General features: G+C 42.9%; 14 protein-coding genes. 1 reads left to right on the forward strand and 13 read right to left on the reverse strand.

What is annotated here, in order from left to right; translation table 11 throughout:
- The 13 genes from JXR81_01700 to JXR81_01760 form a co-directional block, all read right to left on the reverse strand.
- Positions 1-834: hypothetical protein (locus JXR81_01700; protein ID MBN2753559.1), on the reverse strand; the 834-nt coding region annotated here is incomplete at its 3' end.
- A gap of 162 nt (positions 835-996) precedes the next feature.
- Positions 997-1,608, reverse strand: coding sequence for an RdgB/HAM1 family non-canonical purine NTP pyrophosphatase (gene rdgB / locus JXR81_01705; protein ID MBN2753560.1), 612 nt, complete (start codon positions 1,606-1,608; stop codon positions 997-999).
- Positions 1,609-1,611: 3 nt separating this feature from the next.
- Positions 1,612-2,325, reverse strand: a complete 714-nt coding sequence (gene rph, locus JXR81_01710) for a ribonuclease PH (protein ID MBN2753561.1) — start codon at positions 2,323-2,325, stop codon at positions 1,612-1,614.
- Positions 2,326-2,341: 16 nt separating this feature from the next.
- On the reverse strand, positions 2,342-2,707 hold the full coding sequence (gene queD / locus JXR81_01715; protein MBN2753562.1) for a 6-carboxytetrahydropterin synthase QueD: 366 nt from the start codon (positions 2,705-2,707) through the stop codon (positions 2,342-2,344).
- A 21-nt stretch (positions 2,708-2,728) separates the two neighbouring features.
- Positions 2,729-3,523, reverse strand: coding sequence for a glutamate racemase (locus JXR81_01720; GenBank protein ID MBN2753563.1), 795 nt, complete (start codon positions 3,521-3,523; stop codon positions 2,729-2,731).
- Positions 3,524-3,538: 15 nt separating this feature from the next.
- Positions 3,539-4,660 carry a DUF362 domain-containing protein gene (locus tag JXR81_01725; protein ID MBN2753564.1) on the reverse strand — a complete coding sequence of 374 codons (1,122 nt, stop codon included), beginning with the start codon at positions 4,658-4,660 and terminating at the stop codon, positions 3,539-3,541.
- A 137-nt stretch (positions 4,661-4,797) separates the two neighbouring features.
- On the reverse strand, positions 4,798-6,366 hold the full coding sequence (locus tag JXR81_01730; GenBank protein MBN2753565.1) for a citramalate synthase: 1,569 nt from the start codon (positions 6,364-6,366) through the stop codon (positions 4,798-4,800).
- Positions 6,367-6,407: 41 nt separating this feature from the next.
- The gene (locus JXR81_01735; GenBank protein ID MBN2753566.1) at positions 6,408-6,581 is read right to left on the reverse strand and encodes a hypothetical protein; all 174 of its coding nucleotides are present in this window, start codon (positions 6,579-6,581) and stop codon (positions 6,408-6,410) included.
- 10 nt (positions 6,582-6,591) lie between these two features.
- The gene (locus JXR81_01740; GenBank protein MBN2753567.1) at positions 6,592-7,827 is read right to left on the reverse strand and encodes an aspartate kinase; all 1,236 of its coding nucleotides are present in this window, start codon (positions 7,825-7,827) and stop codon (positions 6,592-6,594) included.
- 30 nt (positions 7,828-7,857) lie between these two features.
- On the reverse strand, positions 7,858-9,051 hold the full coding sequence (locus JXR81_01745; protein MBN2753568.1) for a cofactor-independent phosphoglycerate mutase: 1,194 nt from the start codon (positions 9,049-9,051) through the stop codon (positions 7,858-7,860).
- A 131-nt stretch (positions 9,052-9,182) separates the two neighbouring features.
- Positions 9,183-10,415, reverse strand: a complete 1,233-nt coding sequence (locus JXR81_01750) for a tetratricopeptide repeat protein (GenBank protein ID MBN2753569.1) — start codon at positions 10,413-10,415, stop codon at positions 9,183-9,185.
- 31 nt (positions 10,416-10,446) lie between these two features.
- Positions 10,447-11,508: a threonine synthase gene (locus tag JXR81_01755; protein ID MBN2753570.1), complete on the reverse strand. Its 1,062-nt coding sequence runs from the start codon at positions 11,506-11,508 to the stop codon at positions 10,447-10,449.
- Between the two features lie 28 nt (positions 11,509-11,536).
- Positions 11,537-12,835 (reverse strand): homoserine dehydrogenase, encoded by a 1,299-nt coding sequence (locus tag JXR81_01760; protein ID MBN2753571.1) that lies wholly within the window; start codon positions 12,833-12,835, stop codon positions 11,537-11,539.
- Positions 12,836-13,138: 303 nt separating this feature from the next.
- On the opposite strand from JXR81_01760, the gene JXR81_01765 reads away from it, so the two are divergent.
- Positions 13,139-14,311: a glycosyltransferase family 4 protein gene (locus tag JXR81_01765; GenBank protein MBN2753572.1), complete on the forward strand. Its 1,173-nt coding sequence runs from the start codon at positions 13,139-13,141 to the stop codon at positions 14,309-14,311.
- The last annotated feature ends 133 nt before the right edge of the window (positions 14,312-14,444 follow it).

Below are 14,444 nucleotides of genomic sequence, written 5' to 3' on the forward strand. Positions count from 1 at the left end.
CATATCGTCCATTCCCATATCATCAGCAGGCATTCCCATGTCATCGCCCATGCCCATATCGTCCATTCCCATATCATCAGCAGGCATATCTTCACCCGGTAATCCTACACTTTCATCTCCCATTCCCATTTCTGAATCCATTCCAAGATCATCGCCGGGCATACCTTCTAATCCCGGTTCTGCCATCATATCCATTCCCATATCCATACCCGGTTCTTCCATCATATCCATACCGGGTTCTGCTTCCATACCGGGTTCTGCCATCATATCCATTCCGGGTTCTGCTTCCATGCCCGGTTCTGCCATTATATCCATTCCCGGGAATTCAGAACCCGATTCAGGAGCCAAAGGCGCTTCTATAACCGGCTCTGCAACAACAGGTGCTTTCTTAGGTGCTGCCTTTTTCTTTGCAACTTTCTTTTTAGCAGCAGGTTTCTTTTTTACAACCGTATATGGTTTTACGCGATATTGTTTAATTTCAGCTTTTGCATATCTGCTTTGCGGTATTATCTGGCCTTCCTGTCCTTCGCCAAGAAGGTAGCTGTCAACGACTTTAACGGCAGACATTCTGTCAAAAGACTGAACCACTTCCACCTGAACCTTGCCATACTTGCCTTCCACATAAAACTTATCCCCTACTTTAACGCCCTGGGCTTTGCCCATATCCACATATGAATACTGTTTATTGGCATCAGCAACGCCTATAATTTTGGCGGTAGCCTTAAAATCTGTCTTATTAGTTTTTGAAGAAAGGACTTCCTGAGATGCAAAAATGGTTATATTAAATATAAACAGGAAAACGCATGCAAACACTGCAGCAGATATTCTTTTCATGTATCCTCCAAAACTATACTTTATTTTAAGTGAGTAAAGCCATAATATATTATTTACATTTTATTGTCAATAAAAATTTTTATGAATTAAAATAGGGTTTCAAAGCCAGATACACGCCTTTAAAACCCTTTAAAAATATAGCGTTTTTACAGGTTAAAAAAGTTAAACAGTTTTTTTCTTTAACTCTTTCTTAATAATTTCCCACGCTTTTACCGAAGCTTTTCTTCTGTGAGAAACCATATTTTTTTGCGAAAACGTCATTTCAGCAAATGTCCTCTTCATCGGCGCATAGAAAAACACAGGGTCATAGCCAAACCCCTGTTTGCCCGTAACCGTTTCACTTATATACCCGTTTACCCTGCCTTCGGCAAAAGCTTCCCTGCCATCAGGGAAAACAATACAGATGACAGTTCTGAAAGATGCCTTTCTTTGCGCCTTTTTTACGCCGTGCATAAGTTTTAACAGTTTAAGATTGTTATCATTATAAGTGCAGCCGGGGCCGGCAAACCTGGCCGAATAAACACCGGGCGCCTTTGCCAGATATTCAACTTCAAGCCCTGAATCATCCGCGATTATAATTCTGCCCTTAGCCATTTTTCTTACCGCGCGCGCCTTAATGGCGGCGTTTTGCGCAAGGGTTTCGCCGGTTTCTTTTATATCCCCTTTAAACCCAATTTCATCAAGGGTTAAAACCCTGACTTTCTTACCTTTGAATATATGCGCGATTTCCAGGGCCTTATTTTTATTGTTGGAAGCAAGAATTATTTCGGTCATTTATCAGATCCCCAGCGCTTTTTTCTGAATTTTAAACAGTTCTTCAATTCCCTTTTTACCGGAAGCTATCATGGCGTTTAATTCTTCCGTTGTGAAAGGCTTTCTTTCCGCCGTGGACTGAAGCTCTATAAATTTACCGGACCCCGTCATTACTATATTCATATCCACATCCGCGCTGGAATCTTCTTTATAGTCAAGGTCCAGCAGAACTTCCCCGTTTTTCATACCCACAGAAACCGCAGCTATAATTTCATTTACCGCGGAAGATTCAGTTTCCCCGCTTTTCATTAATTTTTCCGCCGCGTCATAAAGAGCCACATAAGCGCCGGTAATTGCGGCTGTCCTTGTGCCGCCGTCAGCCTGCATTACGTCCGCGTCTATTATTATTGTCCGCTCCCCAAGTTTCTTAAAATCAATAACCGCGCGCAGCGACCTGCCAATAAGCCTTTGTATTTCCTGCGCCCTGCCGTTGGGTTTGCCTTTAACAGAGTCCCTTTGGTTTCTTGTATTGGTGGAACACGGCAGCATGGAATATTCAGCCGTCACCCAGCCTGTTCCTCTGCCTTTTAAAAACGGAGGCACATCGTTCTGAACCGTGGCCGTGCAGATAACTTTTGTATCGCCGAATTCCACAAGCACGGAGCCTTCGGCATACTTCATAAAATTACGGGTTATCTTAACTTCCCTCATCTGGTTATTATCCCTGTTATCCCGCATAAGGCACCCGCTTTTTTTATTTGGTGTATGAGACCATTGCTTTTTCCGATTCGTATACGCTTACCCTGCTGACCCGCGCTTCTTTAACCTCTTTTTCAAGTTCTTCATAAATAAACCTTGCTATGTTTTCCGCGGAGGTATTATTAATTTTAAAGAACTCCACATCATCATTTAAGTATTTATGGTCAAGATATTCCGTGACTTTTTTAAGGGCTGTCTTTAAGACGTTAAAATCCACTGCAAGGCCGTTTTTTTCCAGAGTCTCCCTTTTAAAGTACGCTTCCACCAGATAGTTATGTCCGTGCAGGTGTTCGCACTTGCCTTTATAGTCCCTTAAATTATGCGCTGACGCAAAAGTGTCTTTTACCATAAGTTCGTACATTTAAAACCGCCTTTTTATTCTTTACAGATTTATTTTTTTCGCTTTAATCATACTGCCTTTTAAAAACATAGCGCCAACCCTGTTAAAAGCCGAAGGGGTGTCAGTGACATAAAAAGCCGAAGTTTTTGAATTACCCTTTTTTGCAACCTGATTCTTCATTATAAGAAGGTTGGATACAACAGCAGCAGTCTCTTTGCCCGAATCTATCACGTTAACATCCGGCATTATTTTACGGATAAGGGGTTTTAACAGAGGGTAATGCGTGCAGCCAAGCACCAAAGTGTCTATTTTTTTGCCTTTAAAAGGCTCAAGATAGTGTTTTAAAATACCGGCTGTTTCCTGCCTGTCCAGCCACCCTTCTTCCACCAGAGGCACAAGCAAAGGCGCGGGATTTGAAAATACTTTTATGTCCGGATTAAATTTTCTTATTGTTTTTTCGTAAATTCCGCTGCCAATTGTCGCCTTTGTGCCTATTACGCCGATACGCTTATTTTCTGTCGCGGCAACAGCAGCCCTTGCGCCGGCATCAATAACGCCTATTATATTTATTCCGAATTTCTGTTTAATTTCATTTAAAGCAAGGGCAGAAGCGGTATTGCACGCGACAACGACGGTTTTTACGTTTTTTCTTAAAAGAAAATTAGTGTTTTCAACGGAAAAACGGATTATGGTCTCTTTTGTTTTTGTGCCGTAAGGCGTCCTTGCGGTATCGCCAAGATATATTATCTTTTCATCAGGCAATATTTTCATAATCTCTTTTACAACTGTAAGGCCGCCAAGCCCCGAATCAAAAACCCCTATTGCTTTATTGTTCATCTCTGCTCCGGTTTTTTAAACCTCTATAATTTCGTATTCTCTTGTTCCCATTCCAAGCTCTTCGGCGTGCTTTAGCTGCGCCTGCCAGTCCATCTTTGGGTGAACCATCCGAAACTTGTCGTTTTCCGCGTGTTTCATTTCATAGCTTTCTTTTTCCAGCACATTGGGCATTATAACAGAAGCTTTATTAATCATATCAGCTGACGCGGCATCAAGAGCAACCGGATCAAAAGAACCAAGTATTCCGATATCAGGCACAAGATACTTATCGCTTGACGGCGCGCAGTCGCATTCCGGCGTCACATTAATAATAAAGTTAAAATAAAAAACCGCTTTCTTTTTATTTTTAACCGATGCTGCCGCGTATTCCGCCATTTTTTCCTGCATCACTGACGGGTCAACATCCCAGTTGCTTTCAATCGCGTCAAACCTGCACGCGGCAATACATTCACCGCAGCCCGAACATTTATCAGAAATATTAACTGCCTTGCCGCCGTTTATTTCAATCGCGTTAAAATTACACCATTCAACACATTCGCCGCAGCCGGTGCATTTATCGCTTATGAATTTTGGAACCTGTCCGGAATGCTGCTCCTGTTTTCCGGCCCTGCACGCGCCGCCCATTCCAAGATTTTTTAAAGTGCCTCCAAAACCCGTAAGCATGTGGCCTTTGGCGTGGGAAACAACTATCATTTTTGGCGCCCAATATATGGCCGAAGCTATTTTTGCTTTTTTTATGTGCCTGCCGTTTATTTCAACTTCAACAGAGTCAGTGCCCAAAAGCCCGTCCGCTATTATCACGGGAGCCCCGGCAGTTTCTATCGTAAACCCGTGTTTCGCGGCAATATTATGATGCTTTACCGCATTGTTTCTTTCACCCACGTATAACGTGTTGCTGTCGGTTATAAAAGGGTTTCCGCCGCACATTTTAATCCTGTCAATTATGGCCCTGTAATAAACCGGAGATATAAAGGATACGTTTCCATGTTCTCCAAAATGCGCTTTAACGGCAACCAGATCACCGTCTTTAATTATACTTCCGGCTCCGGAACGGTCAAACATCTTTTCAAGGCGCGATAAAATGCTGTCGTCAAAATGTTTTGCCCCAAAAGGCGTAAAATAAACTTCTGCTTTCATTGTAAACTCCTGTCATACAGATTATGGCACATTAAAAGTACCGTGTAGAACCGGACAAGTACAAGTGCAAGACATTAAAACAGAAGAACCGGACAGCGCGGGAGCGCTATCCCTACAAATTCAAATACGAAAACTTATTACTTTTTTAACAGCTTATATTCAACAGAATCCACAAGCGCAAGCCAGCTTGCTTCTATTATATTTTCAGATACGCCCACCGTTGTCCAGACGTCATTTTTATCGGAACTTTCAATTAAAACACGCACCTTCGCGCTTGTCCCCGCGGAACCTTCAAGCACCCTTACTTTAAAATCAACAAGGTGCATATCTTTTATCTTAGGATAGAATTTAATAAGGGCTTTTCTTAAAGCGCTGTCAAGGGCTCCCACCGGGCCCACTGCATCGGCAACCGTGTGTTCAATCTGCCCTTTAACCTTTAACTTTACCGTCGCTTCGGACACCATTACCCCGCCCTTGTCTTCAACTATCACTTTAAGGCCTTCAAGTTCAAAGAATTTGTGATGCTTTAACATGTTTTTCTTTAAATACATCTCAAGTGACGCGTCGGCATCCTTAAATTCGTACCCTTCTTCTTCCATCTTTTTTATCTGAACAATAAATTCTTTTGTACGCGGGTCATCTTTATGCAGTTCAATACCCCACTGTTTCGCCTTAAACATCAGCGAACTTGCGCCAGCCTGGTCGGATATTAATATCTGCCTTGTATTTCCGACAAGTTCGGGATTCATGTGTTCGTACGCGCTTGCTTCTTTTAAAACCGCGTTGGCGTGCACGCCGGCTTTATGGGCAAAAGCGTTCTTGCCTGTAAAGGGCTGCCTGTCATCAGGCGGAATATTTGCCACTTCAAAAAGAAAATGAGAAGTCTCTGTAAGCTTTTTTAAGTTTTTAGATGGAATTGTTTCATATCCCATTTTAAGTGAAAGTATCGGGATTATGGACATAAGGTTGGCGTTGCCCGCCCTTTCCCCAAATCCGTTCATTGTCCCCTGCACCTGCGTTATTCCGTTTTTCACAGCCATTATGCTGTTAGCCACCGCAAGTTCAGAATCATTATGCGTATGAATTCCCAGTTTTGTATTTACAGCCCTAATTACCTCTTTTGTTATTTCGTCAATTTCATGAGTAAGGGCGCCCCCGTTTGTTTCCGCAAGGCACAGGCAGTCTGCGCCGGCTTTCTGCGCGGCTAAAAGGCACTTTATCGCGTATTCCGGGTTGTCCTTGTACCCGTCAAAAAAGTGTTCCGCGTCAAATATAACTTCCTTCTTTTTATCCTTAAGATATGCCACGGATTCATAAATTACTTTAAGGTTTTCTTCAAGCGATATGCCAAGTATTTTTTCGGCATGCAGCGACCAGGATTTTCCAAATATCGTTATTACTTTTGTGCCTGCTTCCAAAAGCGAATTAAGCGTTACATCATCCTGAACTTTGTTTTTCGCGCGCCTTGTGGACCCAAAAGCCGCAAGCTTGGCGTGCTTTAATTCAAGTCTTTTTGCTTTCTTAAAAAATTCAAAATCCTTGTTATTAACGCCCTTCATGGGCCAGCCGCCCTCAATGTAATCCACGCCAAGTTCATCAAGCCTTTTCGCAATGGTCAGCTTATCCTCAAGCGAATAATTTATCCTTGCGCTCTGGGACCCGTCCCTTAAAGATGTATCATATATGGATATCTTTTTTGCCGCCATTGTATTCTCCTGAAGAAATTTAATTCAAAATCAATTCCGCGCTATTTAAGAACAACTTTAAGAATAACGTAAAACACCGCAAGAAGGACGTAAATTACAGCAAGCACTTTCAGGTGCCATGCAGCGGAAAATTCAGCTTCCTTTTTCTCTTTTTTAGGTTCTGCCGGCTTGTTCTCCGCGGATGCCGCAGCTTCCTGCTTTACATTATCTTCCATAATACACCCCTTATTTTTTTGACCCGCTTTTTTTGCCAAGGCCAAAAGCCGCGTGAAGCGCCTTTACCGCTTTTTCCGTATCATCTTCGGATACAACGCAGGATATCTTTATTTCCGAAGTGGAAATCATATTAATATTTACTTTAGCATCCGCAAGCGCGCCGAACATCTTGGATGCAATTCCTGTATGCGTCCTCATGCCCACGCCTACAGCGGAAACTTTGCCCACTTTTTCATCAACAGAATACCCGGCAGCTCCGGTCTTTTTAACAATTCCCTCAACCACTTTTATTGTTTTTTTGATGTCTTTGCGGATGGTTGTAAAAGAAACGTCTGTTGTACCTTTCTCGCTTACGTTCTGAATAATAATATCAACATTTACGCCCGCATCGGCAAGCGTTGAAAATATCTTTGACGCCACACCCGGCCTGTCAGGAACTCCCTTTAAAGTCACCTTTGCTTCATTCTTGCTGTATGTTATACCGCTTACAACTATTTTTTCCATTTTGGATTCCTCCTTTTTAATTATTGTCCCGTTTGTTTCGGTGAATGTTCCCCTTACATGAAGCACCACGTTGTAATTTTTCGCGAATTCCACGGAGCGGTTATAAAGCACCTGGGCTCCGCTGCTTGCAAGTTCAAGCATTTCATCGTATGAAAGAAAATCAATCTTGGAAGCATCCGGACACACTGCCGGATTGGTTGTCAAAACGCCCGGCACGTCCTTTAAGAATTCCGCCACATCGGCCTTTAAAGCGTGCGCCAGCGCTACAGCGGTTAAGTCCGACCCGCCGCGGCCAAGGGTGGTAATGTTTTCTTCTTCAGTTATACCCTGAAAACCGGCTACAACCACAACTTTTCCTTCTTTTAAAGCCTTCTTTATTTTGTTAATACCTTCAATTGCTTTAATCCTTGCCTGTGTGTGAGACCTGTCAGTTATTATTCCCACCTGATGTCCTGTAAAAGAAATAGCCGGGCACCCTTTATGATTAAGAGCCATACTCATTAAAGCAATAGACTGCTGTTCGCCCGTGGATAAAAGCATATCCATTTCGCGTTCCGGCGGATTGTCTGATAATTTTTCCGCGAACGTTACAAGGTCATCCGTTGTGTCGCCGGGAGCCGAAACCACAACAACCATGTCGTTGCCCTTTTTTTTCATTTTTATAATCCTGTCGGCAACGTGAAGCATCTTTTCCGGCGTGGCAAGCGATGCGCCGCCGTATTTCTGAACCACTAAAGGCATATGCTCCTCCTGTATATTAAATATAAAAACTTATATTTTTTCCTTTATAAAATCCTCAAACAATTCCCACGCCTTTTCATAATGGCATCCGCTTTTTTCATTTATCTGTTTTTCGGAATATGCCGGCACCGTATTATTAAAATCTTTTCTTGTGTCGTAAATTACAAACGGAACCGCTTCTGCCGTGTGCGTGCGTTCCGAAATGGGGGTTGCATGGTCCGACGTTATCATAAGCCTGCAGTCCCCGATTTCATCAAGGCCGTCCATAACCGTTTTCACCACTTCCGAATCAAACTTTTCTATTGCAAGCACTTTGCCTTTATAATCGCCGATATGCCCCATTTCATCGGTTGCTTCCACGTGCACATAAACAAAATCATAATCCTTAAGGGCCGCAAGCGCGTACTGCGCTTTGCCTTTAAAATTAGTGTCTATAAAGCCTGTAACTCCGGGGACATTTATTACCTTAAGCCCCATTGCCATGCCGATTCCGTTTACAAGGTCAACGGCCGAAATTACCGCGCCTGAAATTCCGTATTTTTCCTTAAGCCCCGGAATTTCCATACGCCTTCCCTGCCCCCACAGCCATATCATATCCGCTGTGTTTTTTCCCGCGGCACGCCTTGCGGCGTTTACGGGATGATTTTTTAAAATTTCACGGGAACTTTCCATAAGGGCAATAAGTTCTTTTGCCATTGTTCCCTTCGGCATGTTATCGCTTAGTTTCTGACCGGTAATGTCATGCGGCGGCACACCCGTGATATCTTCCCCGCCTTTTGTAACCATTATATGCCTGTAACTTTTTCCGGTATAAAACTTAAAAGCGCCTCCGCCAAGTTTTGCGTCCACCGCTTTAATAAGTTCATCCGCCTCCGCGGTGGTAATATGCCCGGAAGAATAATCTTTCATTAAGCCGTTATCTACAGTTACCAGGTTGCACCTGAAAGCCACATCGTCGGGTTCAAGGCTTAAACCCATGCTTGAAGCTTCCATAGGGGCGCGCCCCGTATAATGCAAAACGGGATTATTTCCAAGAACTGACATGTTTCCAATATCAGAACCCAGCGGATAACCATCCACCAGTGTTTTTACCATACCGCATTTTGACTGCCTGAAAACGGAATCCATATTGGGTTTAAAAGCAGCTTCAAGCGGGGTCTTACCGTCAAGCTCCTTTACCGGCCTGTCTGCCATTCCGTCGGCAAGAAGTATTATATATTTCATACATTTACCATCCATTTGAAGATAAATTTTATCCCGGATAAAATCCGAGGGACAGATGCACAGAGGGACAGAGGGACAGTAAAACCATCCGCGCTTCCGTGCATCTGTGCATCCGTCCCTCAGTACTTATTTTATTCTTCCTCATCTTCTTCTGATTTTACTTTTTCCTCTTCAAGCCTTAAATCTTCCACGTCTTCTTCATCAACTGCTTTTTTCTTTACTATTTCGCCTTCCTCATCCTCTTCGCCTTCGGCTGTTTCTTCCTCTTCTTCTTCGCCCTCTTCGCCTTCAACAGCCTTTTTCTTAAACTGTATGTGGCTTATAAAACTTTTTCTTATCTCCCTGACGTCGGCCTTTGCCTGAACCACCGGTTCGTATTCCTTATTTATCGCAATGGCTTTCTTATAAGAATCTTCAGCTTCTTTAAACAGGTTTATTTTTTCCTGCGCTTTGCCCATTCCATAATATGCTTCAAAGAAATCAGGTTTTAACTCCACGGCCTTTTTAAAATGAGCGATTGCCTTTTTATAATATCCTTTTATTACAAGGGCGCCGGCATAATTATAATGGGCGCCGGCGAAATTTTTATTTATTTTTATCGCCGCTTCAAACTGGTTCAGGGCTTTGTCAAGCATTCCCTTTCTGAAATATGCCACGCCAAGGTTAGTTGCGGCTTCAACATAATGCTGGTCAAATTCAAGGGCTTTTTTGAAAAATTTAACCGCGTAATTATAAGCTTCATCGTCTTCCACCACGTCGCGGCTGTCAAGATAAACAAGCCCGGCGGCGTTATGAAGTTCCGCAAAGTTAGGTTCATATACCATGGCTTTTCTTAATATCTGCAGCGCCTCATCAAATTTTCTGTCTTCGCGCAGCATTTCCGCAAGGTTCAATGAAGCCCTTACAAAAATGTGGTTATCATTATCAAGTTCAATGGCTTTGCGGTAAAAACTTTCAGCGGCCGCCCTGTCTTTTTTTATTTCAAAAGCTATGCCCATGTTGTGATAAGCTTCCGCGTAAACCGCGTCCGCTTTAATTGCCCGTTTATACATATGAATAGCGTGATTGTTCTGCTTCATTGCCGCGTACGCAAGCCCGGCAAAATTATAGGATTTGGCGTATTCAGGTTTAAGCTTAATCGCCTTTTTAAAATCCTTAAGCGCGTCTTTATAGTTATGCGCAAGGTACTTTGTATATCCGGCGTTGTATGCCTTAAACGCCGCCGCTGATTTTTTTTCGCCGCCCTGAAGCTGCGGGCTTTTTCCGCCTGCGGCTTCTGTTCCGCCGCCCTCCGGAGCTTCTGCCGCAAAAACAGAGATACAAAAAGTTAATATAATCCCCGCGATTAACAATGCTTTTTTCATCATAATCCTCCTGTAAGTATACGGTTATTGCTTATTTTATTATCTTCATTATCTGTTTTAATTCCGCTTTTACAACTATGGGCTTAAATTCAACATTTTTTATCGCGCAATCCGGGTCTTTGATTCCGTTGCCGGTAAGCGTGCACACTATTTTTAATTTTTTCTTTTTAGGCAGATTTTTCTTTCCGTACTTTAAAAGCCCGGCAAAGGAAGCCGCGGATGCCGGTTCCACAAACACGCCTTCTTTCTGCGCCAGAAGTTTATACGCGTTTAATATTTCGGCGTCGGTTACCATATCTATCATGCCTTCAGATTCGTCGCGCGCCGCAAGCGCCTGTTTCCAGCTTGCTGGGTTGCCTATCCTTATTGCCGTCGCAATAGTGTCCGGTTTTTCCACCGGCCTTCCAAGCACAATAGGCGCGGAACCCGCAGCCTGAAAGCCCCACATTTTAGGAAGTTTTTTTGATTTTTTATCAGCTTTATATTCCCTGTAACCCATCCAGTAAGCGGTTATGTTTCCCGCGTTGCCCACCGGTATGCAGTGATAATCCGGCGCGTCGCCAAGAAAATCCACCACTTCAAACGCGGCTGTCTTCTGGCCCTGTATCCTGAAAGGGTTAAGCGAATTTACAAGTTCTATGGGAAGCGCGTCGCACACTTCGCGTACAATCCTTAACGCGTCATCAAAATTCCCTTCAACGGCAATTACTTTTGCGCCGTGTATAAGCGCCTGTGAAAGCTTGCCCAGCGCTATGTAGCCGTTTGGAATTACAACATAACTTGTAATGCCCGCGCGCGTTGAATAAGCCGCGGCTGATGCCGACGTATTGCCGGTTGACGCGCAGATAGTGGCGCGCGCCCCTTTTTCAACAGCTTTGGATATAGCCATTGTCATACCGCGGTCTTTAAAAGAACCGGTGGGATTCAGCCCTTCGTATTTGCCGTACAATTCAATATTATCACCAATCATTTTTTCAAGCCTGTAAAAACGGATAAGCGGCGTATTGCCTTCGTTTAATGTGATAACCGGCGTCTTTCGTGATACCGGCAGGTATTTTCCGTATTTATTGATAAGTCCCGTGTAGCGCTCCATTTTAATTCTCCGTTTTCGCAGTGTTTTTTTATTCTATAACCCTGTACATTACAGTCTTTTCTTTTACTATCGCAAGTTTATCAATTGCCTTTAACGCTTTAATTACATCCGCTTCTTTGGCGGCGTAAGTCATAAACACCACCGGCACTTTTGCGTGCTGGTTCTGTTCTTTCTGAATTACGGAAGCAATGCTTATGTTGTGCTTTCCAAGCACGCCTGTAATTTCGCCCATTACGCCGGCCTTGTCCACAACGTTAAAGCGGATATAATACCTGTTTACGGTTTCGCCTATGGGCAGCACTTTTACTTTTTCAGCTTTTGCTTTTGAAGCGTAGCGGACATGCTTTGCGCCTGAGGCTATATTTTTCGCGATATAAATAACATCTGATAATACCGCGGATGCGGTGGGAAGTTCGCCCGCGCCCTTTCCGTAAAATAAGGTATCGCCTACCGCGTCGCCGCGGACAAAGATGGCGTTGTATTCGTAATTAACCGAAGCCAACAGGTTCATCTGCGGCACAAACACAGGATGCACGCGGACATTAATACCTTCTTTACAGCGCTGCGCGATGGCAAGAAGCTTCATCACATAGCCCATTTCCTGGCCGTATTTAATATCAGTGTAATCAATGCCCTTAATACCTTCAACGTGAATATCTTCATGTTTTATGCCTTTTCCAAAGCTCATCCTGGAAAGCACCGTAATTTTGTGCATTGTATCAAACCCTTCAATATCAAGGGTGGGATCAGCTTCCGCAAAACCTTTCTGCTGGGCTTCTTTTAAAGCCGCGTCAAATGACATTTTATCAACGGTCATTTTGGTCAGGATATAGTTGCAGGTGCCGTTTAAAATAGCCATTATTTTTTCTATTTTATTTGCCGCAAGGCCTTTATCAAGGCCGCGCAGTATGGGAATACCGCCGCCCACTGATGCTTCAGCCATAATTTCCGCGTCGCCTTCTTTTGAAGCCGCGCTTATTTCTTCCCAGTATTTTGAGATTAAAGCCTTGTTAGCGGTTACAACGCGTTTGCCGTTTTTTAACGCGCGGGTTACAAAATCAAGCGCCGGTTTATATCCGCCCATAAGTTCTATCACAATGTCAATTTCGGGGTTTTCTATTATGTCATTTACGTTTGTGGTAAGCATACCGGGAGCAAGTTTAACGCCCCTGTCACGCTTTATGTCAAGGTCGCAGATTTTAACCAGTTCAACTTTAATGCCGGACTTGGAGTTTATGAGCTCCGCTGAATTCTTAAACAATTTAACAACCCCGGTGCCAATGGTACCAAACCCAATAAGCCCGGCTTTAACCGTGTCTTTTGCCATGTGAACCTCTCCTGTAAATATAAACGCGTAAAACACAGAATTATAACGTTTATAAAAAACGCAAAATTCCGTTTTTCGCCTTTAAAATATACTTTTTTTAATATGTAAAATAAGTTATTTGATTATATAACTGCATATTGCAATTGTCAATAAAGAATACTTGGTGTTTTTAAGTACAATTATATTGATAAATACCGCTGTTTATAGTAAATTTAACTGTCTTAGCCGTTATGTCACAATATTAAAGGGGTTTTTCGGGATGTCTGAAACAACGTTTTACAGTTTAATCGGGAATTTCAACCTTTGAAAAAACAGGCCAAAATTCTTTTTATTGCCACAGGTTACGGCGATTCCCCCGTTATAAGCGGCGGCGAAGTAAGGCTTTTTAATATTGTCAAACACCTTTCCGGAAAAATAACACCTGATTTTCTTACAACCTCCGGGGGCATTAACGCCGCAGATGCGTATGGAATAACGGGTTATTTTCACGGCATGATAACTGTTAAAAACAGGTTTATGGGCATTCGGGAAACATTTGGCTTTCAGCGGCTTATAGGATATTTTGTTTCCGCTTTTGACGCCGATAAGAAACTTAGAACCAAAAAATACAGCGCTATATATACAAGCTCCGACTGCTATAGCGACATATACCCCTCGTATAAATACAAATCACTTAATCCCGCATCAAAATGGTTCTGCATGCTGCATCACAAATATGACTCCCCTTTTAAAAGGGCCGGTTTTTTCCCGGTGAACGCGGTGTTATATCTTCTTCAGCTTCACAGTTTTAAGATGATCGCGAAACGCGCGGACTGCGTATTTGTACTGGATACGGACGCGGGCACAGAAATAACCAAAACACTTTTAAAATACGGTTATAAAGGCCTGATTCACAGGGTAAAAAACGGAATAAATAAGATTCCCGCCGCAAAGATAAAAAAAGACAGATCAATGGCGGTATTTTTAGGCGGATTAAGGCCGTCAAAAGGATTATATGACATTGTCCCTGTCTGGAAAAAAGTTTCACAAAAAAATCCGGAACTTAAGCTTACGGTTGCAGGCAAAGGTTCCGATAAAGATATGGCGTATCTGAAAGAAGCCGTTGAAAAAAACGGGCTTACAGGCGCAGTTTCAATTGCAGGTTATATAGATACCAAAAACTTAAATACCCTGCTGTCAAAAGCAGCTGTATTTTTTCTTCCATCACGGGAAGAAGGCTGGGGAATTTCCATACTGGAAGCGCTGCAGCACGGGTGCAAGCCTGTGGTATATGACCTTCCGGCGTTTAAGGTTTTTAAAAATCATGTGATACGAATCCCCCGCTTTGACCATGAATTATACGCGGAGGAGATATTAAAGACATTTAAATCTAAAACCCCGGCTGCAATCAATACAAAGTTTATTTCTCAATTCTACTGGAATGATATTGCAAAACATGAATTTTTAATAATAAACAGGCTTTTATCCTTGAAATAATCCATTACGCCTTATTCCGAAAAGCAGATCTAAACAACGCGCCCTAAAAGGACGCGGCTACCAGGGCGGAAAAATACAAAACATTAAACAAAAAACAAGGCGTAATTTATTACACCTTATACACAAAGATAAA

Source organism: Candidatus Goldiibacteriota bacterium, from assembly GCA_016937715.1.
In the GTDB taxonomy this organism is placed as follows: Bacteria; Oederibacteriota; PGYV01; order PGYV01; family PGYV01; genus PGYV01.

Coding starts and splice junctions, on each gene's coding strand:
- rdgB (MBN2753560.1), bottom strand. CDS start 1,608: ATGACCGAAATAATTCTTGCTTCCAACAATAAAAATAAGGCCCTGGAA.
- rph (MBN2753561.1), bottom strand. CDS start 2,325: ATGCGGGATAACAGGGATAATAACCAGATGAGGGAAGTTAAGATAACC.
- queD (MBN2753562.1), bottom strand. CDS start 2,707: ATGTACGAACTTATGGTAAAAGACACTTTTGCGTCAGCGCATAATTTA.
- JXR81_01720 (MBN2753563.1), bottom strand. CDS start 3,523: ATGAACAATAAAGCAATAGGGGTTTTTGATTCGGGGCTTGGCGGCCTT.
- JXR81_01725 (MBN2753564.1), bottom strand. CDS start 4,660: ATGAAAGCAGAAGTTTATTTTACGCCTTTTGGGGCAAAACATTTTGAC.
- JXR81_01730 (MBN2753565.1), bottom strand. CDS start 6,366: ATGGCGGCAAAAAAGATATCCATATATGATACATCTTTAAGGGACGGG.
- JXR81_01735 (MBN2753566.1), bottom strand. CDS start 6,581: ATGGAAGATAATGTAAAGCAGGAAGCTGCGGCATCCGCGGAGAACAAG.
- JXR81_01740 (MBN2753567.1), bottom strand. CDS start 7,827: ATGCCTTTAGTGGTTCAGAAATACGGCGGCGCATCGCTTGCCACGCCG.
- JXR81_01745 (MBN2753568.1), bottom strand. CDS start 9,051: ATGAAATATATAATACTTCTTGCCGACGGAATGGCAGACAGGCCGGTA.
- JXR81_01750 (MBN2753569.1), bottom strand. CDS start 10,415: ATGAAAAAAGCATTGTTAATCGCGGGGATTATATTAACTTTTTGTATC.
- JXR81_01755 (MBN2753570.1), bottom strand. CDS start 11,508: ATGGAGCGCTACACGGGACTTATCAATAAATACGGAAAATACCTGCCG.
- JXR81_01760 (MBN2753571.1), bottom strand. CDS start 12,835: ATGGCAAAAGACACGGTTAAAGCCGGGCTTATTGGGTTTGGTACCATT.